The sequence below is a fragment of the Eubacteriaceae bacterium Marseille-Q4139 genome (assembly GCA_018223415.1).
In the GTDB taxonomy this organism is placed as follows: domain Bacteria; phylum Bacillota; class Clostridia; order Lachnospirales; family Lachnospiraceae; genus CABSIM01.
Genome location: JAGTTQ010000001.1, coordinates 3,391,058 through 3,416,288, shown reverse-complemented (window position 1 = coordinate 3,416,288; position 25,231 = coordinate 3,391,058). Strand labels below are relative to the sequence as shown.

The window sequence follows — 25,231 nt, the reverse complement described above, 5'->3', positions numbered from 1 at the left end:
TGCACAGGAGAGCAGCCGTCCCCTTATTTCGCATTATTAGCCTTCAGGTTCTTCAGTTCGTCGAAAACCACGTCATTTAAAACCTTGATATATGTTCCCTTCATTCCGGAGGAACGCGACTCAATGACGCCTGCACTCTCAAACTTCCTGAGTGCATTCACGATAACGGAACGCGTAATTCCAACACGGTCTGCAATCTTGCTTGCAACCAGGATTCCCTCGTTTCCGTCCAGCTCCTCGAAAATATGCGTGATGGCTTCCAGCTCTGAGAAAGAAAGCGTGCTGATGGCCGATTTTACGATCTGAACCTTCCTTGTCTCCTCTGCGTTCTCCTCGTTTACGGAGCGCATCATCTCAAGGCCGACAACCGTCGTGCCGTACTCACACAAAATAATGTCATCAATATCATACTGCTCATTTGCCTTGTAAAGGAACAGGGTTCCCAGGCGCTCGCCTGCAATGTCGATGGGAGCAATAATTGCCTGATATTTCTTAACATTTTCTTCTGCAAAGCCAAGGGTGGCAAGGTTCACGTTTTCCTTTGTGGAAAGTACGCTGAGAAGGCGCTCGTTCAGCATCTTATCAATATAGCCGCCCACCTTGTCCTCGATCAGTTCGTGGATCTCTTCCACGCCGGGGCAAACGCTCACGCCGAGCACCTTTCCCTTTTTGCTGATCACCAGGATGTTGGATAAAAGAATTTCGCTCAACACCTTGCAGATGTCATTAAAAACCACTTTGTGTGAATTGTTATTGTGCAGCAGTTTGTTAATTTTTCGTGTCTTATCCAATAATTCCACACTCATTATTTAAAAAGCCTCCTCTCGCAATCGTATAGTACAGCAAAAATCATTCCTCATAGGAATTGTAACATAATACTTCTTAAATAACAAGACTATTTCGGATAATTTAGAAAAAAATAGAAATTCTCACTCTTTATCCCTGGTCTTCACGAAACCGCACTGTTCGTTGGCACAAACCAGCTTATTTCCCTTTTCCAGCATGTAGCTGCCGCACTCCGGACACTTTTCCTTCGACGGCCGCTGCCAGGACATGAAATCACAGTTGGGGCTGTCTTCGCAGCCGTAATACTTGCGGCCTTTCTTCGTCTTCTTGAGAATCAGCTCCTTCCCGCATTTCGGGCAGGGGATTCCCGTCTTTTCCAGATACGGCTTGGTATTCTTGCAGTCCGGAAAACCGGGGCAGGCTAAGAACTTTCCGTGGGGGCCGTATTTAATCACCATCTTCCGACCGCAGAGCTCACAGACCTCGTCAGTTTCCTCGTCTGCAATCTTCACAGCCTCAAGGGAAACCTGCGCCTCCTTGACGGCTTCCTCCAGATCCGGGTAGAAGTTCCTCACAACCGTCTTCCAGTCCATGCTTCCGTCGCCGACGCTGTCCAGCAGATACTCCAGGTTGGCCGTAAACGTAATGTCCACAATGCTCGGGAAGCATTTTTTCATGATCCGGTTCACAACTTCGCCGATCTCCGTCACATACAGGTTCTTATTTTCCTTGACAATGTACCGTCTTGCCAAAATCGTCGTGATGGTCGGCGCATAGGTACTGGGCCGGCCGATCCCCTGCTCTTCCAGTGCCTTCACGAGCGAAGCCTCCGTGTAATGAGCCGGCGGCTGCGTAAAATGCTGTGCGTTCTGGAGACCGGAAAATTCCAGCTCCTGACCGGTTTCCAGCTTGGAAATCGTCTGGTTCTTTGCCTCCCGCTCCTCTTCGTCCGTATATACAGAAAGGAAACCGTCAAATTTCAGCCTGGAAGCCGACATGGTAAACAGCACGCCGCCCGCCTCCACGCGGACAGAATTTGTCTCGTAGACGGCGCTGCTCATGCGGCTTGCCGCAAACCGCTTCCAGATTAACTGGTAAAGGCGGAAAAGGTCTCTGGAAAGGGAATCCTTCACCTTCACCGGCGTCAGCTCGATATTCGTCGGACGGATCGCCTCGTGGGCATCCTGGATTTTCCCGTTCCCTTTCTTGACCTCCTCGCCCTGGGACGCATACTCTGCGCCGTACTGCTCCGCCACGAACCGCCTTGCGGCCTGGTCTGCCTCCTCGGCCACGCGGATGGAGTCGGTACGCAGGTATGTGATCAGACCGATGGTGCCATGGCCCTTGATATCGATTCCTTCATATAACTGCTGTGCCAGCCGCATGGTCTTCTGGGTCGAAAAGTTTAAAACCTTCGAGGCCTCCTGCTGAAGGGTACTCGTCGTAAAGGGCACCGGAGGTTTTTTCGTCCTCTCGCCGTTTTTCACCTCGGAAACCACATACTTCTGGCCTTCCAGTTCCTTTAAGAGCGCATCCAGCTCCTCATGGCTCCTGATTTCCGTCCTGCCGTTTTGATCCTTATAAAATTTCGCCTCCACCGGCTTTTTGGCTCCCGGCACCTTTAAAAGCGCATCCAGGCTCCAGTACTCCTCCGGGATGAAGGCGTTGATCTCTTCCTCCCTGTCGCAGATCATGCGGAGAGCCACCGACTGCACACGGCCTGCACTGAGGCCGCGCTTCACTTTTTCCCAGAGGATCGGGCTGATGAGATATCCCACCATCCTGTCCATCATACGCCTGGCCTGCTGGGCGTCCACCAGGTTCATGTCGATATTCCTCGGCGTCTTTAAGGAGGCCTTCACGGCATTTTTCGTGATCTCATTAAAACTGATCCGGTAAACCTTTTTATCCTTCAGTTCATCCAGCTTCAGAGCCTTCATCAGGTGCCAGGAGATCGCTTCCCCCTCCCGGTCAGGGTCCGTTGCCAGATAAATCTTATCTGCTTTCTTTACTTCTTTTCTGAGCTTCGCAAGGATATCGCCCTTTCCCCGTATGGTGATATACTTCGGCTCATAATCATGCGCCACATCAATGCCCAACTGGCTCTTCGGAAGATCCCGTACATGGCCGTTGGACGCATCCACTTCGTAATTGCTCCCCAAAAATTTCTTAATTGTTTTTACTTTTGCAGGCGACTCCACAATCACCAGACAATTCGCCATATCAAAACCCTCACAGCTTTCTGCAATAATATTGATTCCCGATTTCAACCGCCAGCCCGGAAAGCTCCAGCTCCAAAAGGCATTCCATACACTCCCCGATTCCAAGGCCGCATTCCTGCATAATCGTATCCAGGTGCTTGGGTTGCAAATCGAGGCAACTATACACCAAATTTTCCTTCTTGGCAAGCCTCTTTTCAGATTTTTTATGAAGTGTTAATTTCTTTACATATTTTATCCCCAGGAAATCCAGGATGTCAGAAGGCGTCAGAGCTGCGGCGGCACCGCTCTGCAAAAGCCGGTTGGTGCCTGCGCTTAGAGGGTCAGAAACACGCCCCGGGACGGCAAAAACTTCCTTTCCCTGCTCCAGAGCCAGATCCGCCGTAATCAGGGAGCCGCTTTTTTCTCTTGCTTCTATTATAATAACTGCATCCGCCAGCCCGCTGATGAGCCGGTTCCTAAGCGGAAAGTTTCCTCGAAACGGTGATGTTCCCGGAAGGAATTCGGAAAAAACGCCGCCCTTTTCCGCCATTTCTTCGTACAGTGAAAAATTCACTGCCGGATAACAGATGTTGACGCCGCATCCAAGGACGCCGAACGTCCTGCCGCCATGAAGCAGGGCACCTCTGTGGGCAGCAGCGTCGATTCCCTCTGCCAGCCCGCTGATTATCTGGACACCGCGTTCCGCCAGCTCGCCGGCAAAAGCTTCCGCAGTCTGTCTCCCATACTCGGTACACCCCCGCGCCCCGACAATGGCGGCAGACGGCCTGCCGTCCTCCGGGAGGCTTCCTTTCACAAAAAGTCCCGGCGGCCTGTCGGGAAGCGAACACAGGCGCTTCGGGTATTCCTCCTCCCAAAATGTCACGAACCGGATTCCTTTTCCGGAAAGCGCCTCGTACTCCCGCCTCGTCTCCTCCAGGCGTTTTCTGTCGGAAAGCAGGCGGAGCCGCTTTTTCTCCCCCAGCCAATCAAGGGCTTCCAGTGTTTTCTCATCTGCCCTCCATATTTCCCGAAAGCTCCCGAAATATTCATATAACTTCCGGATGGAGACGGCTCCCAGTGGCGTTATATGACAGAGCCAGTACAAATATTCCTTCTCACCTGCATCCATATTACTTCCCCCAATACCGTTCTTTAAACCTCACGTAAGACACAGCCTCACAAAGATGGCGGTGACAGATCTCATCGGATTCTTCCAGATCAGCCGCCGTCCGCGCCACCTTTAAAATTTTGTCATACGTCCGCGCGCTTAAGCCCATTTCCCCGTAAATCCGTTCCATAAACTGCCGTTCCTTTTCTTCCAGACGGCAGAATTCCTTCACCTGGCTCCCGCTCATCTCCCCGTTGCAGCGAACGGAAGTCCCTAGAAACCGTTCGGCCTGAATCTCCCTTGCACGTTTTACCCTGGCACGGATCGCTTCGGACGGCTCGTTCTTTCCGGCCCGGCTGATATCCTCAAAGGAAGCGGCAGGCGCCTCCACGCAGATATCCATCCGATCCAGGATCGGCCTTGAAATCTTTCCCAGATAGCGCCGGATCTGCGACGGCGTACAGGTGCACTTTTCCATATCCGGATAATGGCCGCAGAGGCAGGGGTTCATTGCCGCCACAAGCTGGAAATCTGCCGGATAACAGACGGATCCGTGAACCCTTGAAATCGTCACGCACCGCTCCTCCAGGGGCTGGCGCAGCGCCTCCAAGGTCTGGCGGCTGAACTCCGGCAGCTCATCAAGGAACAAAATTCCTCCCGTCGCCAGGGAAATCTCCCCTGGCTTCGGCCGACTCCCTCCGCCTGTCATGGCCTGCATGGAGATAGAATGATGGGGTGCCCGGAAAGGCCTTCTCCTGATTAAAGGCTCCGTCTCCGATAACAGGCGGCTGATGCTGTAAAGCTTTGAGATCTCAATGGCTTCCTCCATCGTAAGCTCCGGCATAATTGTCGGCATCCTTCTGGCCACCATGGTTTTTCCCGAACCGGCCGGGCCAATGGCCAGGAGATTATGCTTTCCGGCCGCCGCCACCTCGGCGGCACGGCGCAGGAGCGGCTGGCCGTTCACCTCGGAAAAATCCACATCATAGGAATTGAGATCTTTGCCGTCAAAGCCTGCGCCTTTCCCCCCATCCCGGAAAGGCTCCTGCCCCGTCAGCATCTCAAACAGCTCACGAAGGCTCCTCACCGGGATTGGCCGGATCCCCTCAATCATTGAGGCCTCCGATACATTGGCTGCCGGAACGAACATGCGGGAAAATCCGCTGCGCCTCGCAAGATCCGCCATCGCAAGGATGCCCGGGATCCCCTTGACACTCCCGTCCAATCCAAGTTCTCCGGCATAAATACAGTCACAGCCGGCCTCATTGGGGACAGCGCCGTATGCAGCCAGGATCGCCGCCGCAATAGCCAGATCAAAGCCTGTCCCTTCCTTTCGGATATCTGCCGGCGATAAGTTGATGGTAATTTTCTTGGGCGGCAGACGAAGGCCCAGATTTTTTATGGCCGTTCTCACCCGCTCCTGGGCCTCCCGCACCTCTGAGGCCAGATAACCCACGAAAAGATAGCCTGGCAGCCCGTCACTTACATCTGCCTCCACAGAGACGACGGCACCGCCGATTCCCTGAAGGCAAAGTCCGCTTCGTTTGCAGAACAAAAGAATCCCTCCCTGCTTCCATATATATTTTCCCGGCAGGCGAAACGATGCGCCTGGCGCACATCCGCGCCGGAACACAGATCCGCTGAAAGCCTATATCCTTCCTAAAACCTGTTTCTTTCGGGTTTTCGCAAAAAAATCTGCGAAACGATACGCCGTACAGAACACGCATTTTGCGCGCTGAAATAAAAGAATTGAATTCAGATATCTAAACTATACAGGATTCTGCCTGCAAAAGCAATATAAAAATCAGAAATCTGCCGGACTTTCCCCGGCTGTTCCGATTTCTCCCCCGCGGCAGGCATGCCGCCAAATATGCCGCCTGCCGCTTTCCGTTTCACATATGCCGGAACTTTTACTTTCCGTCTTCCCTTTCCACGTCCGAAAGCTGCTTTTCCAGCCATTCGAGGATATCCCCGTACACCTCGTCCCGGTTGATCTCATTTAAGAGCTCATGTCTTGCCTCACGATAAAATCCCAGGGTAAGGTTCTCATTGCCGGCCTTCGCGTACCGCTGGAAAACACGTCTTACCCCTTTTTCCCATCCGCCCACCGGATCCTCGGAACCGGAAAGGAACAGGATCGGAAGGGTTTTCGGGAGCTTTCCCGCCTTTTCCGCCCTGGAAACCTCCAGGATCAGCCGGAAAAAGTCCCGGTATGCCCCGGCCGTAAATATAAACTGGCAGAACGCATCTTCCTCGTATTCGCGGACCTTTTGCGGATCCCGGGACAGCCAGGCGTGATTCGTTTCCTCCTCCGGGAAATGCCGGCTGTAATTTCCCAGAGAAAGCTCATAGATCAGCCGGCTGCGGTACCTGCTTCCCCGAATCGCGGACACAGCCAGGGAAAGGACGTATCCAAGCCCCACGGAAGGCCCTCTCTGCCCTCCGGTTCCCATAAGAATCGCACCGTCCAGCCCGTCTCCGTAAACAGTCATATACCGCCTGACGAAAAAGGAGCCCATGCTGTGTCCAAGAAGGAAAAACGGCACATTGGGAAACCGTTTCTTTCCATAAGCTGTCATCCGTCTCAGATCGCGGATCGGGATCACATGTCCGGCCTTCTCTGCAAAAAAGCCGAAATCCGCGTCCCCGTTCGCTGTCTTTCCATGGCCCAGATGGTCATGGCCGAAGACGGCGATCCCGTGCGCCGTCAAGAATACGGCAAACTCCTCGTATCTCTTTATATGCTCCACCATTCCATGAGAAATCTGGAGCACTGCCCGGATCTCTGCGTCCGGAACCCATTCAATCCCATGGAGCCTGTGCTTCCCGTCAGACGACGGCACGTAAAATTCTCTGGTTTTCATGACAATACCGCCTTTCTCAGACTTTCTTTCCGGAGAATTCCGTCATATATTTCCGGTACCTGAGAGGAAGCAGGTTCCTCTGACAGCGCGGATTGTACCGCTCTTCCACTGCAATTCTCCGAAAAAATGCATTCCACATTTCCGAATATCCGTCCTCTTTAACCCGACCGAACGTCCGGAGGATCTGCTCTTCTCCGATTCCGTCCAAAACAGCCCACCTGCCGTCTGCCCTGTGGACGGCCGCCTTCCGCCTTTTTTCATCGAACAGGATCCACGCCTCACCCGAAAGCCGGTCGGCAAAGTGGCCGGCCACCAGCTCCAGCACGTCGTTTTCCGGTCCGATGACGCCGTAAAGCATCCCGCTTAAAAGCCGTTCAAAACGGGTAAAGCCTGTCAGCAGATGCGCCTCGTTTCCCACATACCGGTCCATCTTAAAAATCTCATAGACCGCAGGGTCAGACAGACGGTTCATCACACCCCTTCCCGCCTGCATTCCAAGGCAGAAAAACCGGAAAACGGCATCGGCGCGCCCCGGGCTTTTATGAAGCGAAGCCCGGTACATGGCCTCATAAGCGGCCTCCGACATCCGCTTCCGAATCAGTTCCGCGGTTTTCCCGGCCTTTTCGCCGTCGCGCCTGCTGTTTCTGTATTCGGCAAACAGCCTCGGCTCGTACTCCTGCTCCAACTCTACCAAGCATTCTTCCTTAAGGCCGCTTCCATAAGCATCATACACGCCGCAGAGAATCCCGTCAAACCCTTCTTCGCATAAAAACACAACCATTTTCTTTCCCTCACAGATTCCCGCTCACAGCCTTCCTTAAGTCCTCATGGCACGGCTCCGCCAGGAACCGCTCATCGTCAAAAAATGAAAGCTGGCGGTAGGACTCGCCGTGCGAGATATCAAAAGCCCGGCGCTTCTCTTCACCGATTAACTGCCCCGCAATGAAATTTTCCTCAAACCGTAGGGGATACATGGTCTTCCCGCCGCATGTGAGAAAATACATGGCCCGCTTTAAAACGACGCCGAACTTTTTCAGATCCGGAAAATCCAGACGGCCGCTCCGCCTGGCCTTTACAATCCGCCTGGCTGACCGTACTCCGACCCCAGGTACGCGCAAAAGCCGCTCATAGCCGGCTGTCATCACCTCCACAGGGAACTCCCCGAGGTGACGGACGGCCCAGTCGCATTTCGGATCTAAAAGCACGTTGAAATTAGGCCTGTCTTCCGTCAGAAGCTCTGAGGCCTCAAAGCCGTAAAACCGCAGCAGCCAGTCGGCCTGATACAGCCTGTGTTCCCTTAAAAGCGGCGGGCCGCCAGGAAGCGCCGGCAGGCTCTCATCACATCCCTGGGATACAAAGGCCGAGTAAAACACACGCTTCAGGCTGAATTTCTGATACAGCGCCTCCGCCACAGAAATAAGCTGAAAATCGCTTTCCGGCGTCGCTCCCACAATCATCTGGGTACTCTGTCCTGCCGGTACAAAGGCCGGCGCATCGCGCCGAACCGCCAGCTCGTACTGGTTTCCGGCAATCCCGCTCTGGATCTGGCGCATGGGCAAAAGAATCTTTTCCCTGGTTTTTCCAGGGCAGAGCCGCCTTAACCCCTCCGCTGTCGGGAGCTCCAGATTGATGCTCATCCGGTCAGCCAGAAAGCCGACCTTTTCAATAAGCCGACCGTCAGCGCCGGGAATCGCCTTCACATGAATATAGCCGCGGAAGCCGTAAGCCCTGCGAAGCTTCCAGAGCGTCTCATAGAGTAGCCCCATGGTATAGTCGGCACTCTTAAAAACTCCGGAGCTTAAGAAAAGCCCCTCGATATAATTCCGCTTATAAAACTCCATCGTAAGCGTACAGACCTCGTCCGGCGTAAAGGACGTCCGCACCACGTCATTAGATACCCGGTTTACACAGTATTTGCAGTCATAGATACATTGATTCGTAAACAATATTTTTAAAAGCGAGATGCACCTGCCGTCCGCCGCAAAGCTATGGCAGATTCCGCAGGCAGACGCACTCCCCGTCGTTCCCCGCTTTCCTCTTCTCTCCACTCCGCTGGACGTGCAGGCTACATCGTACTTTGCCGCATCCGCCAAAATCTCCAGCTTTTCCTTTATGCCCATTTCTTCCTGAATCACCATGTCTGTCACCGCCGTTCTTAGAACGTATGTTCTTTTATGCAGACATTGTATCACATGATAAAGAAAAAAGCAAGCGCTTTATCGAACATTTGTTCTTAACTTTCACGCAGCCTGACACCTATATCTGCCGCCCTGCCCGGACGCCGTTTTTCCGGTACTGGCCGGGTGACATGCCGTAGGTTTCCCGGAAACACTTTCCAAAATAACTCATGCTTTTAAAACCGCAGGAAAAGCAGATGTCGGAAAGCGGCCGCTCTGTGTAAGAAAGGAAATAAGCCGCCTGGGAAAGCCGGTACTGATTTAAGTATTCCGACGGCGTCTTCCCTATGACAGCCCGAAAGCAGCGGAAACACTCGCTGCGGCTGATGTTGGCTGCCGCTGCCACAGAATTCACCGAAATCTCCTCTCCGAAATGGGCATGGAGAAAGGACAGCATCCGGCGAAGCCTCTGTTCCTTCAGTTCCCCTGCCCGGGAAGCAGACGGCTCCTCCATGTCTGAAATCCGGATGAAAAGCCGGCGCCAGAGCCGGCAGACCAGCTCCATGCAGTGCAGCTCATACCCCATTTCCTCCTGCGGCATGCCGTAAATATCCTCCATACAGTCCAATAACGGCTTATCCCTCTCTTCTTCCCGGTGCAGAAACAGGCCTGCTGCCGACGACCGCGTGACGGGAAGAATGCATTTCTGATGGGCCTCTCCCATCGGAAGGAGCCCGAAAAATCCGGCCGGCAGGACAAAATTATAAAGAACCGTTCCCGGCTCCTCCTGCACTATGCGGTGCAGAGATTTGGAGTTTACAAACAGGCCGTCTCCGGCCGTTAAAATCCCGCATTCCGGCTCTGCTGCACCATGGCCGATAAAACATCTGACCTGCCCCCGCAAGAGCATGCCGAACTCAAATTCCTCATGCCAATGGTACCCCATCTCCCCATTCAGATAATCGTCGAGATGATCCTCATAAAACGAAATCGGAAACGAGTGATTGGGGTATTCGATTTCCTCCTGAAGGTTCTGGCCCACAATAACGACTTTTCTGCTCATCCTTCCTCCTCTGCCTGGTACGATTTTTATAAAAACTGGCACTTTTTTCTATATACGTCCCTGGAAAATTATCCTATTATTTTATAATTGAAAAATACAGAAGTCAACAGAAAGGATGGAACATCCATCATGAGCCGTGTAAAAAGCATGACTGCCGGCAGTCCGGCAAAGCTGATGCTGTCTTTTGCCGCGCCGTTAATCGCCGCAAATCTCGGGCAGCAGCTCTATATGATTGTGGACGCAATGATCGTGGGGAAAGGGATCGGCGTCGAAGCGCTGGCCTCCGTCGGCGCCGCCGACTGGTCGTACTGGCTGGCGCTGTGGGTCGTACAGGCGCTGACCCAGGGGTTCGCCATCCCCATTTCCCAGTATTTCGGCGAAGGAAATACCACAAAAATCCGCCAGGCCGTCGCCATGTCCGTCTGGCTGTGCCTGGCCGTCGGGGCTTTTCTGACCGTCGTCTGCCTGCTTATGGCAAGGCCGCTCCTTCTGCTCCTTAAGACGCCTGCCAATATTTTTGACGGCGCCCTGGAATACCTTCTCACCATGTTCGGCGGCATCCTGGTTGTCACGGCCTACAACATGGCCTCCTCGATCCTGCGGTCCTTCGGTGACGGCAGGACGCCCCTCATTGCCATTGCTGTGGCCGCCGTCACAAATGTCGCGCTGGATCTTCTGTTCGTGCTTGTATTCCGCTGGGGTATCATCGGCGCCGCAGCCGCAACGGTTGCTGCACAGCTTCTCGCTTTCTGCTACTGTTTTCTTGTGCTGCGGAAGATGGAGCTCATGAAAATGGAAAAAAAGGACTGGCGCATGAAAAAGGCCATTGTCTCTATCCAGTGCCGCCTGGGGATCCCGCTGGCGCTCCAGCATGTGTTAATTGCTGTCGGCGGCATGATTCTCCAGTCGGCCATCAACAAGCACGGCTTCCTCTTTATCGCCGGCTTCACCGCCACCAATAAAATTTACGGGCTTTTGGAGAGCTCTGCCGTCTCCCTGGGCTATGCCGTTACCACCTATATGGCCCAGAACTACGGCGCCGGCCTCAGCGGACGGATTCGCAAAGGCTTAAAAAGCGCCGCCATCCTCGGTGCCGCACTGTCCGTCTTTGTCTCTGTTTTCATGCTTTTATCCGGAAAGCAGATTCTCGGGCTCTTCATCGACAATACAAGCCCGGACGCCCCGGAGGTTTTGGAGATCGCCTACCGCTACCTCTCCATCATGAGCGTTCTCCTCTGCCCCTTGTACCAGCTCTACGTCTTCCGAAACACCTTGCAGAGCCTTGGGAATGCGGTCGCGCCGTTTCTCTCCGGCATCATCGAATTTATCGCCCGGGTATCTGCCGGCTGCTTTTTTACACAGATTTTCGGCGCGTCTGCCATCTTCTTTGCTGAGCCCTCAGCATGGATCGGAGCAGCCGCACTTCTGATTGCCGTGTGCTTAAAGACTGTTAAAAACCTGCCGCCGTCCCCTTCGGAAAACGGGCGCGGGTAAGCCATATTCTTTCTTTTTACATGTTTATATCCGTTTTAGTTATATCGTTTTTCATCTGAAATGTGTTATACTGTTTTTCAAAGGCGCAGGATGCGCCCCGAACAAATCGTACCAACAAAGATTGGGGGAAATTAAGAATGAAAGATTTTATGGACAGAGATTTCTTACTTGAGACAGAAACCGCAAAGCACCTGTTCCACGATTATGCGGAAACCATGCCGTTAATCGACTACCACTGCCACATCTCCCCGAGAGAAATTTACGAGAACCGGCGCTTTGACAACCTGGTTGAGGTCTGGCTCGGAGGAAAGAATCCCGACGGAACCTACTTCGGCGACCACTACAAATGGCGCGTCATGCGCTCCAACGGCGTAAGCGAGGATTACATCACCGGGGACAAGCCTGCCTACGAGCGTTTCTTAAAATTCGTTGAGAGCCTTGAAATGGCCATCGGAAACCCCATGTACCACTGGTGCAACTTAGAGCTTCGCCAGTTCTTCGGCTACAACAAGCCTCTCACCATGGAAAACGCCGAGGAATGCTGGAATTATGTAAATGAGAAACTCAGGAATGATCCGGAGCTGACCGTCCGCGGCATCATGAAAAAGGCAAACGTCGCCATGGTCGGCACCACCGACGATCCCATTGATTCCCTGGAGTGGCATGAGAAAATCGCCGCAGATCCCAGCATCGACGTAAAGGTTTGCCCGTCCTTCCGTCCCGACAAGGCCATCAACATCACAAAAGAGGGCTTTAAAGAGTACATCGGAAAGCTGGCTGAGAGCGTTGGAAAGACGTCCCTGGATTCTGCCGACGAAGTGATTGACGCTCTGATTTCCCGCCTGGAATTCTTTGCAAAGCTTGGCTGCCGCGCAAGCGATCACGGCCTTGACTATATCCCCTTCCGTCCGGCCTCCAAAGAAAACGTGAACGCCGCCTACAAAAAGGCCATGAACGGCGAAGCCGTCACGACGGAGGAAGCGGAAATGTACCAGACAGCCGTCCTCATGGCTTTAGGACGCGCATACCACCGCTTAAACATCGCCATGCAGCTCCACTACTCCTGCAAGCGCAACGCCAACGAGAGGATGTTCCGCCTTCTCGGCCCGGACACCGGCTTTGACATGATCTCCCAGAACACCTGCGGAGCCAGCATTGCAGATTTCTTATCTGCCCTGGATCTGACCGGCGAGTGCCCGAAGACGATCCTCTACTCCTTAAATCCGGCCGACAACGAGCAGCTTGGAACCTTGATCGGCTGCTTCCAGTCCGACGAGATCCCCGGAAAGATCCAGCACGGCGCTCCCTGGTGGTTCAACGACACCAAGAGCGGCATGGAGGATCAGATGAAATCCTTAGCCAACCTCGGCCTTTTAGGAAACTTCATCGGCATGCTGACAGACTCCCGTTCCTTCCTGTCCTATGCACGCCACGACTACTTCCGCCGGATCATGTGCAACGTCATCGGCACCTGGGTAGAAAACGGCGAATACCCCAACAGCGACGCTTCCTTAAAGAAGATCGTCGAGGGCATCTCCTACAACAACGCCAAGAGATACTTTGGCTTATAATCATCGCAAAAGCAGCGCGGCTTCCGGAAAATCTCCGGCGGCCGCGCTTTTTTGTCACGAATGCCGCAGGCGGAAAATCCCGCAGGCGGCATTCTTTCCTGCCTCCGCATACTAAAAAACGGCACGGGAGCCTGTCATATCCGACTTCCCATGCCGTTCTTCTTATCTTATATCCTATAACACAACTCCGTCCTTAAAGATCGAAATCTCCCGGAAGCCCTTTTCCTCAGCCTTCGTCTTCTCGCCGGAAGCCACACGGCATACGTGATCGAGAAGGTCAGAGGCCGCCTCGTCCAGGGTCTTCTCCCCGTCAGCCACAAGGCCGGCGTTGAAGTCGATCCAGGAGGCCTTCTTCTTCGCCAGAGGCGTGTTGGTGGAAATCTTCATCGTCGGCGCCGGTGCCCCAAAAGGAGTTCCGCGCCCCGTCGTAAAGAGGATTAAATGCGCTCCGGCAGCCGTTAAAGCCGTCGCCGAAACGAGATCGTTTCCCGGGCCGTAAAGCATGTTGAGGCCGCGCTTCGTCACCGCATCGCCGTAGCCGATGACGTCCATGATCGGCGCGCTTCCGCCCTTCTGGACGCAGCCGCAGGACTTGTCCTCAAGGGTCGTGATGCCGCCCTGTTTGTTTCCCGGACTCGGATTGTCGTAGACTACCTCGTTGTGGCTGATGAAGTAATCCTTAAAGCCGTTTAACATGCCGGCCGCCTTTTGAAATACTTCTTCGTCCACACAGCGGTCCATCAGAAAGCCCTCGGCGCCAAACATTTCCGGCACCTCCGTGAGCACCGTGCTGCCGCCCATAGCGCAGAGCATGTCCGAGAACCGCCCTACGGTCGGGTTGGCCGTAATGCCGGAAAGGCCGTCGGAACCGCCGCACTTCATGCCGACAATCAGTTTGCTCACTGGCATCTCTTTCCGCTCAAACCGGCCGGCATAGGCCGCGCACTCCTTCAAAAGCTCGCGTCCTGCCTCCATCTCATCGTCCACGTGCTGACAGATCAAAAACTTCACGCGATCCTTGTCATACTCGCCAAGCTCCTCTAAGAACTGTTCATGGGTCAGGTTCTCGCAGCCAAGTCCCAGAACCAGCACGGCGCCGGCGTTCGGATGGCGCGTCAAAGCCGCCAAAAGCTTTCTCGTCTGGGCATGGTCGTGCCCCGTCTGGGAGCAGCCGAAGGGATGCGGGAATGTGTAGAGCCCGTCGATGGTACCGGTCACAAGATCCTGGTTTTCGGCCACGAGGGCCTTTGCCACGTCGTTGACACAGCCCACCGTCGGGATGATCCAGATCTCATTGCGGATGGCCGCCCTGCCGTCTGCCCGCTCATAGCCCATAAAGGTCTTGGGCTCAAGCGGCTCGGGGAACTGCACCTTCGGGTTATAGGTGTACTCCACCTCGCCGGAAAGGTTCGTCGCCATGTTGTGAGTGTGCACCCACTGTCCGGCCGCGATGTCCTCTGTGGCGTGCCCGATGGGGAAGCCGTACTTGACGACCATCGCATCCTTTTCGATGGCCTTAAGAGCCATTTTATGACCCTGGGGAATGTCCTCAGCCGCCGTAACGCCTTCAAATTCCGTGCCCTCTTTTATGGGGCAGAGCGCCACGGCCACGTTGTCTTTCTCATGAATATGAATAAAATCAGGCATATTCTTCTCCCTCATCTCTGCCGTTTACAGGCAGGCTGCAAACGCCTTTAAAGCGCCTTCTTTCCGGATCAGCTCCAGGGCTTCTGCCGCAGCTTCCTCAAAGCCCGGAACCTTCGTAAGATCCTGTCCCCACATGCGCTCGTCGGTCATGACGGCATGGGTCAGCGTCTTTGCGTCGTCGTCTTTATGCTCATAGTAGAATTCCAGCACGAACCTGTCGTCGGAGCAGACGTAGTCGTTGCCCTTCGGACGGCGGCAAACAAGCCCGTTCTCATTTAATTCCTGGATATCCGCAGAGAAGAACGCCATATAAGCCGCAAAGCTCGTCACGAGGCATTTCGGAAGCTTCCCTTCCTTCTCCACATACTCCAGAAGGCTCGGAAGGTTTCTGGCTCTCCACTTGGAGGTGGAGTTTAAAGAAATGCTCATGAGCTCGTGGTTGATAAACGGGTTATTGAAACGGTCTTCCACAGCCGATGCAAAGGACTCCAGATCTTCTTTATCCAGCGGCAGCGTCGGGATGATCTCCTCATGGAGCATCTTGTTCATGAAGCCGCAGACGGTCTGATCCTGCATGCAGTCGCGGACAATGTCGAAGCCGGCCAGGTACGCGCCCGGAACAAAGCCGGTGTGGGCGCCGTTTAAAATGCGGACTTTTCTCTTCTTATAGGGAGTCACATCCGGGACAACCGGGCAGTTTAAGCCGGCCGCCTTAAACGGAAGCTTTTCCTCTAACCATGCCGGCCCTTCGATGTTCCATACGCCGAACACCTCGCCGACGTCCAGAAGCGGGTCAGAATAGCCGTTCTCCTCTTCCAGACGGGCCACCTCAGCCGCGTCGCGGATACGGCCGGGAACGATCCGGTCCACCAGCGTGGAGCAGAACGTGCAGTCGTTGTTCACATAGGACTTGAATTCCTCGGAAAGCCCCCACTGCTCGATGTACTGGTTTACGCACTTTAACAGCTCTTTTCCGTTGTTGTCGATGAGCTCGCAGGATAAGATCACAAGGCCGCCCTTTCCTGCCTCAAAACGTGCCAGAAGCACCTGGGTCAGCTTTGCCGGGAACGAAGATGCCGGCCTGTCCTCTTTTTTGCAGGCGGGGTCATAGACGATGCCGGCCTCTGTCGTGTTGGAAACCACATACTCCAGATCATCGGAGCAGGCCAGTTCGATCATGGCGTCATAGCCGCCCTCGGCATAGGGGTTGATGGCACGGGATACGGAAGAGATTACGCGCTTCCGGTCTACCTTTTCCCCGTTCTCCCTGCCGCGCAGGTACAGCGTGTAAAGGCCCTCCTGCTCGTTAATCATATCTGCAAGGCCGGGAGCGATGGGCTGAACCAGCACGCATTTCCCGTTCCAGCCTGCCTTCTCATTGGACACGTCGAACCAGTAGTTGACAAATGCACGAAGGAAGTTGCCTTCGCCGAACTGAAGCACCTTTTCCGGCGCCTTTTCAAGGATATATCCCTGATAACCGGACTTGCGAAGTACCTCGTAATTTAATCTCTCCATAATCCAATACCCTCCGTATTTATAGTATGCTTTCTCTATGGCCGTAGTATAGCCTGAAACCGCCCGCCTTTCAATGGCGAAACACGGCAAATCCATTGCAAAAACAGCACTGATGGCCTGCCGCTTTCGCCGCCTGTCCGGCTAGATCCCAGGATAATACTCCGCTAAATAATCTCTCGTATTTTCACACATGGTATGGAACAGCTCTCTGGCCTGCTCCACCGTAAGCTTCGCGCAGAGCGGCTGGTGAAGGAAGGCCGCGAAAATCTTGTCCATGTCCCGCTCGGCAATGCCCTCGGAAAGCAGGTCGATGTTGTCACAGTTTTCCCGCACAAGGGAAAGGGCCGCCTTCGGAAGGGGCTTTGACACAATCGGATCCACGAAGCCGTTTGTAAAGACGCAGTTGGTCTCCACAATGGAGCCAAGGGGCATCCCAGGCATCTGGCCGCGGTTCGGCATGTTGACGTTGGAAACCACCGTCTCAAGCCCTAAAATGCCTCTTAAAAGGCGCACCAGCTCTTCTCCCGAAGCGTCAATGTCCGGCACGTCCCGCTTGCCCTCCGCCATCTCCATGGACTCGCGGATGAGCCGCTCCTGCTTCTCCTCCCGGTAATCCACGGTCGTCAGGCCGAAATGCCAGAAATCGACGGTCTCTTTATCCTTTAAGTACCAGTCGCTGTTTACAAACTCCACCAGATGCCTGTCCCCGGCCGCCGCCAGGGCGCCGTACCGCTTCATCAGATCCATCTTAACCCGGTTCCCGTATGCAAAAGTATTGGTCTTCCATGCATCTGCCGGGCCGTTCTCATAATATCCGGACTCAAAATACCGCTCCATGAACTCCGGCATCAGCCCGAGCAGGTCGATGTCTTTGTATCTCGCCTCGGTGATCCAGGTAAAGTGGTTGACGCCGCTGGCATCCGTATAAATATCCCGCCTCGTAGCTTCAATGCCCTTTAACTCCTTTAAGGCACAGCAGAGGAGATCCTGGGTGTGGAACACCTCATGGCAGCAGCCGAAGGCCTTGATCTCCGGGAACACCCGGTATAAGGTTTTTACGCAGATGCTCATGGGGTTTGTCAGGTTCAGAACCCACGCGTCGGGGCAGTATTCCCTGATGGCCTTTGCAAAGCCCTCATAGATCGGCACGGTGCGCATGGCACGCAGCACGCCGCCCGGCCCTACGGTATCGCCCACCGACTGGTAAATCCCGTACTGCTCCGGCGCATGGACGTCGGAGCGCATCTCCTTAAAGGTGCCCGGAAGAATGGAAATCAGCACGAAATCCGCGCCGGTCAGCGCCTCGGAAAGCTCCTGGCAGACCGTATAAGTAAAATCGCTCACAGCTTCCGGCTTCGCCTGGATCTTGTTTCCGATGATCCTGTTCCGCTCCGCCGCCGGAACGTCGATGTCGTAAAGCCGCACCTCGCCGGACATGTCCTTTGCCTGAGCCAGATCCTTCATAAAATTCCATGCCCACATTTTGGAGCCGCCTCCGATATAGGCAATCTTCACTTCTCTGTTCATGTTCAATCATTCCTCTCTTCTCTCATGCTGTCAATTTACATGCTGTCGTTTTTCATGCCGTCAAAAACAATGAGAGCAGGCAACTCTTCTTACCTGCTCTCAAGCGTTTACGGCATATAATGAAATCTGCGGTTGAGCCAGGTCTTGCAGAGGGGGATCCAGGCGCGGCACACGTCGTCCGGCGTCTCCACCTCCTGTGTGCAGGTGGAAATGCCGTGGGAACCCGTCCCGAAAAGATGGAACTCAAAGGGCACTTTATTTCGTCTCAGAGCCGCCGCAAGCATCATGCTGTTTTCCGGCGGGACACTCGTGTCCTCTCCGCCGTGCCACAAAAACACAGGCGGGAAGGCAGGCGTCACCTGCTCCTGAAGGTTCATCTTCTCCCGCATCCTCTCGTCGCCCCCGGAAACCCACTCGGCCGATTCCTCATGGGCGAATTCCCTGGTGCTGATGACAGGATAACAGAGCACAAGTGCATCCGGCTTTACATCGGCAGAAAACCCAAGCTCCGGATCGTTCCAAAAGGCTCCCAGACTGGCAGCCAGATGGCCGCCGGCCGAAAAGCCGAGAACCACGATTTTTTCCGGATCAATCTGCCAGGCTTCATGATTTGCCCGCAGGTGAGCCACAGCTCCGGCAAGCTGCCTTAAAGGCTTAAAGCCGGCCGCCTCCGTCCCGCAGGAATACTCCAGGACGAAAACCTGGTATCCCATGGAAAGGAACTCCAATGCCGGTGAATCCTTTTCCCTGGGCGACCGCCAGCGGTAGGCGCCGCCGGGACAGATCACCATGGCCGGCCGCGTCTTGTGGGCCGCCAGTGTCTCATAATCATCCCAGAGATAGCCTTTTACCTCGGCTCCCAGGGACTCAAACTGAACCTGCTTCATTACGGCTGCTTTCCGATGTAGGCAAGAATGCCTCCATCCACGTAAAGGATCTGGCCGTTGACAAAGTTCGATGCATCCGATGCAAGGAAGACTGCCGGGCCCATCAGATCCTCCACCTCGCCCCAGCGGCCTGCCGGGGTTTTGGCAACGATGAACTGATCAAAGGGATGGCGGCTGCCGTCTGCCTGACGCTCTCTTAAAGGAGCCGTCTGCGGTGTCGCAATGTATCCCGGCCCAATGCCGTTGCACTGGATATTCTTCTCGCCGAATTCGGCGCAGATGTTTCTCGTCAGCATCTTCAGTCCGCCCTTTGCGGCAGCGTAAGCCGAAACCGTCTCGCGGCCCAGCTCGCTCATCATGGAGCAGATGTTGATGATCTTTCCGTGGCCCTTTTCAATCATGCCCGGAAGGACTGCCTTGGAGACAATGAACGGCGCGTTTAAGTCCACGTCGATCACGCGGCGGAAATCGGCCGCGTCCATCTCAAGCATCGGGATTCTCTTGATGATCCCGGCATTGTTTACCAAAATGTCGATGATGCCAAGCTCCTCGCGGATGGCCGCCACCATCTCCTTAATTTTCTCTTCGTCGGTCACGTCGCAGACATAGCCCTTTGCGTCGATGCCGATCTCTTTATAGGCCGCCTCGGCCTTTTCGATGTGCTCAGCGTTGGTGCTGTTGAAAACCACCTTCGCGCCGGCGCTTCCGAGTGCGGAGCCGATGGCAAAGCCGATTCCGTTTGCGCCGCCGGTCACAAGCGCAAGCTTTCCGTCAAGTCTGAAAGCGTTCATATCCATAATCAGAAACCTCCTATTTCAGTTCCGTCGGTTTTAAGTTGTCCATGTCGTCAAAGGCCTGGTTCTCGCCGCCCATGGCCCAGATAAACGTGTAGTTGGAAGTGCCGCAGCCGCAGTGGATGGACCAGGACGGGGAAATCACGGCGTCAAAATTCTTCATGACAAGGTTTCTCGTCTGATCCGGCTTGCCCATGAAATGCATGACCACGTTGTCCTCCGGAATCTCAAAGTAGGTATAAACCTCCATCCTGCGCTCATGGGTATGGCACGGCATGGAATTCCATACGCTGCCTGCCGCAAGCTGCGTCATGCCCATGGAGAGCTGGCAGGTCTCCAGCACGTCCGGATGGATGAACTGGTTCAAGGTTCTCTTGTTGCAGTTCTCGTCGCTTCCCAGGAAGCGGTGGTTTGCCTGCTCGTAGGTTAAAAGCGTCGTCTTGCAGGCCTTGTGGGCCGGTGTGGAAGCCAGATAGAATTTTGCCGGGTTCTCCGGATCCGCGCTTTCGAAATACACCTCTTTTACGCCCTTGGAAATGTACAGGCAGTCCTCGTAGCCCAGCTCATACTTCTCCCCGTCGGCCTCGATATAGCCCTTGCCGCCCAGGTTAAAAATGCCGGCCTCTCTTCTCTCGAGGAAATACTCCGTACCGAAGTTTGCCCAGACGTCAATGCCCTTGCTGATGGATACCTTCTCGGAAACCGGCATGATTCCCATGACGACCATGCGGTCCACGTGGGAGTAGGTCGCCTGAACAGTGTCCGCCACATAGAGGTCTGTAATCAGGAACTCTTTGCGGAGCTCTTCGGTTGTATATCGCTCGACATCCTTCGGGTTTGCAGAATAACGAATGTCCATATGAATCTCCTTTATTTATGTGAATTTTGATAGGTACCTAATTATTTAATCACAAGCTCCGTCTCCCCGTCGAAAAGGTACATATTCTCATAGGGGATCGAGAACCGGATCGTGCTGTCCACCTCCGGCGTGTCGTGAGGATCGACCTTTAAGATGGCCTTCTCGTTCTCCACGTCGATGTAGACGTTGGCGTTGTCGCCGAGCATCTCCGTCAGTTCCACGAGGGCCGTCACCTGGTAGGCGTTCTCCTGTTCGCCGAGGACGATGGACTCCGGCCGGAAGCCGAAGACAATCTTCTTTCCTTCCCACTCGGCCGTCTTTGCACCGAGCTTATGGGAGAGATCCAGCTCAATGTTTCCGAACATGAGCTTTCCGCCCTTTACCGTGCCGTTTACGAAGTTCATGGGCGGCTCGCCGATGAACCCGGCCACGAACACGTTGGCAGGATTGAAATACAGCTCATACGGCGTTCCCGTCTGCTGGACATAGCCGTCCTTCATGACGACGATGCGGTCAGCCAGGGTCATGGCCTCCGTCTGATCGTGGGTCACGTAGATGGTAGTCGCCCCGGTCTCCCTGTGGATCTGGGCGATTTCGGAACGCATGGTGACACGCTGCTTGGCGTCCAGGTTGGAAAGCGGCTCGTCCATGAGGAAGATGCCCACCTTCCGGATCAGGGCGCGGCCAATGGCAACCCTCTGGCGCTGGCCGCCGGAAAGAGCTCTCGGCAGACGGTCAAGATAGTCGGTCAGGCCTAAAATCTGCGCCGTCTTTTTGACCTTCGCGTCAATCACGTCCTCGTCGACGCCCTGAAGCGTTAAGCCGAACGCGATGTTGTCATATACGGTCATCTGAGGATAAAGAGCATAGCTCTGGAAAACCATGGCTACCTCGCGTTCCCGGGGCCCCATCTCATTGGCCCGCTTGTCATTGATCAGGAAGTCGCCGTTGGAGATATCCTCAAGCCCCGCGATCATCCGCAGCGTCGTCGATTTTCCGCATCCCGAAGGGCCTACAAAGACGATAAACTCCCCTTTTTCGATTTCCAGGTTGAAATCATGGACGGCGTGAAAACCATTGGGATAAATTTTGTTGATTTTTTTCAGAGCCAGGTATGACATCTTTATGCCTCCTTACACATTCCTGTTTTCCTCCTTCTGTGCCGGGAATTTCCCAGATTTCCGTGCACAGAATGGAAGCATCTGCAAATTTGTCCATTCAACATATGGACAAAATCGAAATTTTTTGTTACATTTAAGTTATACCCTATTCGAAACAATACAGAGGGAAGAGAGAAAGTATGAATAATATTGTTTACGCCGGAAAGCATGCACTGACGCTTGCTGTTTCAAGACACGCCCATTCCCACTGGGAGGTTATTTACTGTACCAGCGGTACCGGGCAGCTGATCTTCGATCACTGTACCATGACGTACCATGCCGATGACATCGCCATTATCCCGCCGATGATGGCCCACACAAACGCCAGCGAAGAGGGCTTTACAAACATTCACCTGAATCTGTCCGACTGTTCCCTGACGAACCGGGAACCCCTCCTTATCACAAAGGACGAGAATAAAAGCATGGAACCCATCTTCAATTCCGCCTTTTATTTTTATTCCGTCGACCCGGATTCCAGGACCTCCCTTCTTCAGGCCTTTGGAAACCTGATCGTGACCTACGCCGAGCTTTCACAGCCCTCACAGGTCAAGAACGAGATTGTCCAGCAGATCGAAGCCCAGATTATCCATAACTACCCGAATTACAACTACGATCTTGCCGAATATCTCCATACGCTTCCTTTCAGCTACGACTATTTAATCAAGCTGTTCAAAAAGGAGCTGGGCGTCACGCCCCATAAATACTTAACGGAACTGCGGCTCCGCTCCGCCGCCGACTGGCTCAGGAACTCCCAGGGCAACAATGTCTCTGAAATCGCACATATCTGCGGTTTTAAGGAGCCGCTTTATTTTTCGCGCCTTTTTAAGAAAAAGTACGGGGTCTCCCCAAGCTTTTATGCCTCTGCCTCTCCTGTCTATGCCAGCGATTCCGACAGCATGAAAATCATGATGCAGGAGACGGAAGGCTGATCCGGGCTCTTCCTAAAGCCTCATGATCTCCGTATAAGCCAGAATAAACGGGGCGACTCCCTTGGCGTCGTTCTCCACAACAGGCTCTGAAATATAATACTCGTAGGAACCGTCCCTGCGGGTATTGTTTTCAGGGCCTAAACCTGCTACCAGGCAGATGCCGCCAAGATTTAAGTTTCCGTCCGTAAAGGACAGGTACTTGTCTGCGATGCCGTGGAAGGTCTTTGCGCCAAGAGCCGCATACTCTTTTTCCAGGACACCGAGACGGCTGCCCTTTAGCATGGCATAGGCGATCATGCTGCTGCCGCTTGTCTCCAGGTAATTGCCCTCCCGTTTCGGCTGGTCAACCACCTGCCAGTAGAGGCCGGTTTCTTCGTCGGAAAAGTTTTTGAGGCTCTCCATCAGTTCCTTAAAGATTCCCGTCAGTTCTTCTCTTTCGTCTCCCTCCGGGACAATTTCCAGCAGGTCGGCAAGGGCCACGGAAAACCATCCGATAGAGCGGAGCCAGAAGTTTTTGGAACGCCCTGTCTCCTTATCTGCCCAGAAAATCGTTTTCGAGGCATCATAGCCATGATAGTAAAGGCCGGTAGCCGCATCGCGCATCTTTTCCCGCACGTTTCTAATCTGGCTCACCGTATCCTTACAGTCGCCGCTTCCGAAATTCATCTCGTACATGGAAAGGAACGGCTGTGCCATATAAATCCCGTCGAGCCATACCTGGTTGGGATAAATGGCCTTGTGCCAGAAATTCCCCTCCGGTGTCCGCGGCTGTTTTTCCAGCTGGCCGCGCAGGAAATCAGCGGCCTTTCTGTATTTTTCTTTTCCCGTCTTCTTATAAAGTTCAAAGAGGACGCGCCCTTCGTTAATATCGTCCAGATTGTATTTTTCCGGCTTGAAGGTCAGGATGCTTCCGTCTTCCTTTACAAAATGGTCGATGAACATCTCTGCGAAATCGAAATACCGCTTATCGCCGGTGATCTCTGCGATCTCAAGAAGGGCCGTAATCATGCATCCGTCGATGTAGTTCCAGTCGGCCGGCTTCCCGTCCCGGATTTTCTCCAGGTTCCACGCGGTGCGCTCCGGCGTCGACTCTTCGATCAGGCGCAGTACATAGGAATCAATCTTCTTATAATCCATTCTTACTCCCCATCGAAACCTTCCGTTTCCAGGCTGTCGCAGTGATCGACAATGAGCTTCTCTCCCACGACGCCGTCTAAAGTTACGTTTTTGATGCGGATCTGCTTTACGTTATCGAGGTACAGACCCATTTTGCAGCAGTCCTCTGCGAAATTTTTCATGGACGGCTTTCCAGGCTTTGCGTCCTCTGCAAAGGAAATATGGATATTCTCAAGCGTCACAGCCTCCACGGGGCTTTCCGGAAGTCCGTCGATGTAGCAGGCAGCCACCTCCGCGTTGGTGCATTCCATGTTCTTAAAGGCCAGGGAACCCATGGACGGCGTCCTGTCATCCACCGGAAGCTTTTCCCTCGACCAAACGTATTCGGTGTAGCGGTCGGGATCCACGCAGTTGTACCACATGTTTACCACGAGAGGCGTCAGCACCCCATCCATGCGGATGTTGTCAAACAGCACGTTGGTAATCACGCTGTCCTTTCCTCTTCCGCGGCGGCTCTTGATACGAAGTCCGCGGTCGGTGCCTTCAAAGTAGCACTGGGTCACGCTCAGGTTCCGGATCCCGGCAGCCAGCTCGCTTCCCAACGTCACGGCGCCGTGGCCGAACTGCATCAGGCAGTTGCGGATCACATGGTGATCGGCCGGAGTTTTATATTTCTTTGCCATGTCGATTTTTCCGGACTTGACGGCGATGCAGTCGTCTCCCACCGTCAGCAGGCAGCCGATGATGTTGACGCCGTCACAGCTTTCCGGGTCAATGGCATCCGTGTTGGGGCTGTCCTTCGGCGCGCGCACCGTGCAGCCATACACGGAAAAGTTCTCGGAAAAATACGGATGCAGGTTCCAGGACGGGCTGTTCTCGATGGTGATCCCATGAAGCGTCACGTCCTTGCAGCGGTTCACGAAAACCATGCGGCCCCTGGCTGCCGGGAAACTCTTAAAGTCCACCCACCAGCCGCCTTCCTTTCCGCCGCCGTTGATGGTTCCTTTTCCCACAACGGCAATGTCCTCCGCGTAGGAGGCGTGAAGGAATGACTGGTAGCAGGGAATCTCAAGCCCCTCAAAGCCGGCAAATGGAACTTCTTTTTCCGTCACCGGATCCACCGTAAAGGCCGGGATAATCGGGTACCGATCCCTGTCGGGAATGGCCTGAAGCACGGCGTTTTCCGAAAGATCAAGAGTCGTATGGCTCTTTAAAGTCAGCGGAAGCGTCCGGTACGTCCCCTCCGGGAAATACAGCCGTCCGCCTTCCGGGAGCATGTTGATGGCCGTCTGGATCGCCGCGGTGTCCTCATGGACGCCGTCGCCTGCGGCTCCGAAATCTTTTACGTTTACACAGCAGGTTTCCGTCTTCGTGCGGAAGGAAACCGTCTCTTCACTGCCGGAAGCCATGGATACCTTTACCTGGTATTCCGTATCCGGCTTTAAATCAAAAACAGAAAACACATTGGTATTGGCAGAATAAAGCTTTGCTCCATCCAGGCTCACACCGTATTCTTCGGCTGAATAATAGGGATTATGATTTTCCAGCTCCAGGCAGACCGAAGTCGATCCGAGATACAGTAAATTCATT

The 25,231-nt window shown here is 54.1% G+C and carries 20 protein-coding genes; 3 read left to right on the top strand and 17 right to left on the bottom strand.

The genetic code is table 11. From position 1 onward, the window contains the following. Nucleotides 1-23 precede the first annotated feature (23 nt). The 8 genes from codY to KE531_16305 all read right to left on the bottom strand — a co-directional run bounded on the left by codY (nt 24) and on the right by KE531_16305 (nt 10,139). Complete coding sequence (codY, locus tag KE531_16340) at nt 24-806, bottom strand: GTP-sensing pleiotropic transcriptional regulator CodY (protein MBR9955162.1); 783 nt, start codon at nt 804-806, stop codon at nt 24-26. A gap of 123 nt (nt 807-929) precedes the next feature. Continuing rightward, nucleotides 930-3,008: a type I DNA topoisomerase gene (gene topA / locus KE531_16335; protein MBR9955161.1), complete on the bottom strand. Its 2,079-nt coding sequence runs from the start codon at nt 3,006-3,008 to the stop codon at nt 930-932. Between the two features lie 10 nt (nt 3,009-3,018). Next, the gene (gene dprA, locus KE531_16330) at nt 3,019-4,116 is read right to left on the bottom strand and encodes a DNA-processing protein DprA (GenBank protein MBR9955160.1); all 1,098 of its coding nucleotides are present in this window, start codon (nt 4,114-4,116) and stop codon (nt 3,019-3,021) included. Nucleotide 4,117: 1 nt separating this feature from the next. Continuing rightward, on the bottom strand, nt 4,118-5,650 hold the full coding sequence (locus KE531_16325; GenBank protein ID MBR9955159.1) for a YifB family Mg chelatase-like AAA ATPase: 1,533 nt from the start codon (nt 5,648-5,650) through the stop codon (nt 4,118-4,120). A gap of 355 nt (nt 5,651-6,005) precedes the next feature. Then, complete coding sequence (locus KE531_16320; GenBank protein MBR9955158.1) at nt 6,006-6,959, bottom strand: alpha/beta fold hydrolase; 954 nt, start codon at nt 6,957-6,959, stop codon at nt 6,006-6,008. 16 nt (nt 6,960-6,975) lie between these two features. Beyond that, complete coding sequence (locus tag KE531_16315) at nt 6,976-7,740, bottom strand: TIGR03915 family putative DNA repair protein (protein MBR9955157.1); 765 nt, start codon at nt 7,738-7,740, stop codon at nt 6,976-6,978. Between the two features lie 10 nt (nt 7,741-7,750). Continuing rightward, a complete protein-coding gene (locus KE531_16310; GenBank protein MBR9955156.1) occupies nt 7,751-9,097 on the bottom strand; it encodes a putative DNA modification/repair radical SAM protein in 1,347 nt (448 codons plus the stop codon). Between the two features lie 118 nt (nt 9,098-9,215). Continuing rightward, nucleotides 9,216-10,139 (bottom strand): helix-turn-helix domain-containing protein, encoded by a 924-nt coding sequence (locus tag KE531_16305; GenBank protein ID MBR9955155.1) that lies wholly within the window; start codon nt 10,137-10,139, stop codon nt 9,216-9,218. Nucleotides 10,140-10,286: 147 nt separating this feature from the next. Between KE531_16305 and KE531_16300 the strand changes: the two genes are divergently transcribed. Beyond that, on the top strand, nt 10,287-11,633 hold the full coding sequence (locus KE531_16300) for an MATE family efflux transporter (GenBank protein MBR9955154.1): 1,347 nt from the start codon (nt 10,287-10,289) through the stop codon (nt 11,631-11,633). 137 nt (nt 11,634-11,770) lie between these two features. Next, nucleotides 11,771-13,204, top strand: coding sequence for a glucuronate isomerase (gene uxaC, locus KE531_16295; GenBank protein MBR9955153.1), 1,434 nt, complete (start codon nt 11,771-11,773; stop codon nt 13,202-13,204). 174 nt (nt 13,205-13,378) lie between these two features. Here the strand turns inward: uxaC and KE531_16290 are convergent, their stop codons facing one another. From KE531_16290 to ugpC, 7 genes are all read right to left on the bottom strand, one after another. After that, nucleotides 13,379-14,851 carry an altronate dehydratase gene (locus KE531_16290; GenBank protein MBR9955152.1) on the bottom strand — a complete coding sequence of 491 codons (1,473 nt, stop codon included), beginning with the start codon at nt 14,849-14,851 and terminating at the stop codon, nt 13,379-13,381. Nucleotides 14,852-14,875: 24 nt separating this feature from the next. Next, on the bottom strand, nt 14,876-16,369 hold the full coding sequence (locus KE531_16285) for a tagaturonate reductase (GenBank protein ID MBR9955151.1): 1,494 nt from the start codon (nt 16,367-16,369) through the stop codon (nt 14,876-14,878). A gap of 141 nt (nt 16,370-16,510) precedes the next feature. Continuing rightward, nucleotides 16,511-17,896 carry an alpha-glucosidase/alpha-galactosidase gene (locus KE531_16280; protein MBR9955150.1) on the bottom strand — a complete coding sequence of 462 codons (1,386 nt, stop codon included), beginning with the start codon at nt 17,894-17,896 and terminating at the stop codon, nt 16,511-16,513. A gap of 107 nt (nt 17,897-18,003) precedes the next feature. Next, nucleotides 18,004-18,783 (bottom strand): alpha/beta hydrolase, encoded by a 780-nt coding sequence (locus tag KE531_16275; protein MBR9955149.1) that lies wholly within the window; start codon nt 18,781-18,783, stop codon nt 18,004-18,006. After that, nucleotides 18,783-19,580 (bottom strand): gluconate 5-dehydrogenase, encoded by a 798-nt coding sequence (locus KE531_16270; GenBank protein ID MBR9955148.1) that lies wholly within the window; start codon nt 19,578-19,580, stop codon nt 18,783-18,785. The genes KE531_16275 and KE531_16270 overlap by 1 nt, the downstream gene beginning before the upstream one ends. Nucleotides 19,581-19,593: 13 nt before the next feature. Beyond that, nucleotides 19,594-20,436 (bottom strand): 5-dehydro-4-deoxy-D-glucuronate isomerase, encoded by an 843-nt coding sequence (gene kduI / locus KE531_16265; protein ID MBR9955147.1) that lies wholly within the window; start codon nt 20,434-20,436, stop codon nt 19,594-19,596. A 41-nt stretch (nt 20,437-20,477) separates the two neighbouring features. Beyond that, nucleotides 20,478-21,557, bottom strand: coding sequence for a sn-glycerol-3-phosphate ABC transporter ATP-binding protein UgpC (gene ugpC / locus KE531_16260; protein MBR9955146.1), 1,080 nt, complete (start codon nt 21,555-21,557; stop codon nt 20,478-20,480). A gap of 179 nt (nt 21,558-21,736) precedes the next feature. On the opposite strand from ugpC, the gene KE531_16255 reads away from it, so the two are divergent. Beyond that, nucleotides 21,737-22,525 carry an AraC family transcriptional regulator gene (locus KE531_16255; GenBank protein MBR9955145.1) on the top strand — a complete coding sequence of 263 codons (789 nt, stop codon included), beginning with the start codon at nt 21,737-21,739 and terminating at the stop codon, nt 22,523-22,525. Nucleotides 22,526-22,537: 12 nt separating this feature from the next. On the opposite strand, the gene KE531_16250 is transcribed toward KE531_16255, so the two are convergent. Both KE531_16250 and KE531_16245 read right to left on the bottom strand, forming a co-directional pair. Beyond that, nucleotides 22,538-23,662: a glycoside hydrolase family 88 protein gene (locus tag KE531_16250; protein MBR9955144.1), complete on the bottom strand. Its 1,125-nt coding sequence runs from the start codon at nt 23,660-23,662 to the stop codon at nt 22,538-22,540. A gap of 2 nt (nt 23,663-23,664) precedes the next feature. Beyond that, complete coding sequence (locus tag KE531_16245; protein MBR9955143.1) at nt 23,665-25,230, bottom strand: glycoside hydrolase family 28 protein; 1,566 nt, start codon at nt 25,228-25,230, stop codon at nt 23,665-23,667. Between the last annotated feature and the right edge of the window lies 1 nt (nt 25,231).

Bases quoted from the DNA above. Each gene is read 5' to 3' on its own strand.
- codY (MBR9955162.1), bottom strand. From the start codon at position 806: ATGAGTGTGGAATTATTGGATAAGACACGAAAAATTAACAAACTGCTG.
- topA (MBR9955161.1), bottom strand. From the start codon at position 3,008: ATGGCGAATTGTCTGGTGATTGTGGAGTCGCCTGCAAAAGTAAAAACA.
- dprA (MBR9955160.1), bottom strand. From the start codon at position 4,116: ATGGATGCAGGTGAGAAGGAATATTTGTACTGGCTCTGTCATATAACG.
- KE531_16320 (MBR9955158.1), bottom strand. From the start codon at position 6,959: ATGAAAACCAGAGAATTTTACGTGCCGTCGTCTGACGGGAAGCACAGG.
- KE531_16315 (MBR9955157.1), bottom strand. From the start codon at position 7,740: ATGGTTGTGTTTTTATGCGAAGAAGGGTTTGACGGGATTCTCTGCGGC.
- KE531_16310 (MBR9955156.1), bottom strand. From the start codon at position 9,097: ATGGTGATTCAGGAAGAAATGGGCATAAAGGAAAAGCTGGAGATTTTG.
- KE531_16305 (MBR9955155.1), bottom strand. From the start codon at position 10,139: ATGAGCAGAAAAGTCGTTATTGTGGGCCAGAACCTTCAGGAGGAAATC.
- KE531_16300 (MBR9955154.1), top strand. From the start codon at position 10,287: ATGACTGCCGGCAGTCCGGCAAAGCTGATGCTGTCTTTTGCCGCGCCG.
- uxaC (MBR9955153.1), top strand. From the start codon at position 11,771: ATGAAAGATTTTATGGACAGAGATTTCTTACTTGAGACAGAAACCGCA.
- KE531_16290 (MBR9955152.1), bottom strand. From the start codon at position 14,851: ATGCCTGATTTTATTCATATTCATGAGAAAGACAACGTGGCCGTGGCG.
- KE531_16285 (MBR9955151.1), bottom strand. From the start codon at position 16,369: ATGGAGAGATTAAATTACGAGGTACTTCGCAAGTCCGGTTATCAGGGA.
- KE531_16280 (MBR9955150.1), bottom strand. From the start codon at position 17,896: ATGAACAGAGAAGTGAAGATTGCCTATATCGGAGGCGGCTCCAAAATG.
- KE531_16275 (MBR9955149.1), bottom strand. From the start codon at position 18,783: ATGAAGCAGGTTCAGTTTGAGTCCCTGGGAGCCGAGGTAAAAGGCTAT.
- KE531_16270 (MBR9955148.1), bottom strand. From the start codon at position 19,580: ATGGATATGAACGCTTTCAGACTTGACGGAAAGCTTGCGCTTGTGACC.
- kduI (MBR9955147.1), bottom strand. From the start codon at position 20,436: ATGGACATTCGTTATTCTGCAAACCCGAAGGATGTCGAGCGATATACA.
- ugpC (MBR9955146.1), bottom strand. From the start codon at position 21,557: ATGTCATACCTGGCTCTGAAAAAAATCAACAAAATTTATCCCAATGGT.
- KE531_16255 (MBR9955145.1), top strand. From the start codon at position 21,737: ATGAATAATATTGTTTACGCCGGAAAGCATGCACTGACGCTTGCTGTT.
- KE531_16250 (MBR9955144.1), bottom strand. From the start codon at position 23,662: ATGGATTATAAGAAGATTGATTCCTATGTACTGCGCCTGATCGAAGAG.
- KE531_16245 (MBR9955143.1), bottom strand. From the start codon at position 25,230: ATGAATTTACTGTATCTCGGATCGACTTCGGTCTGCCTGGAGCTGGAA.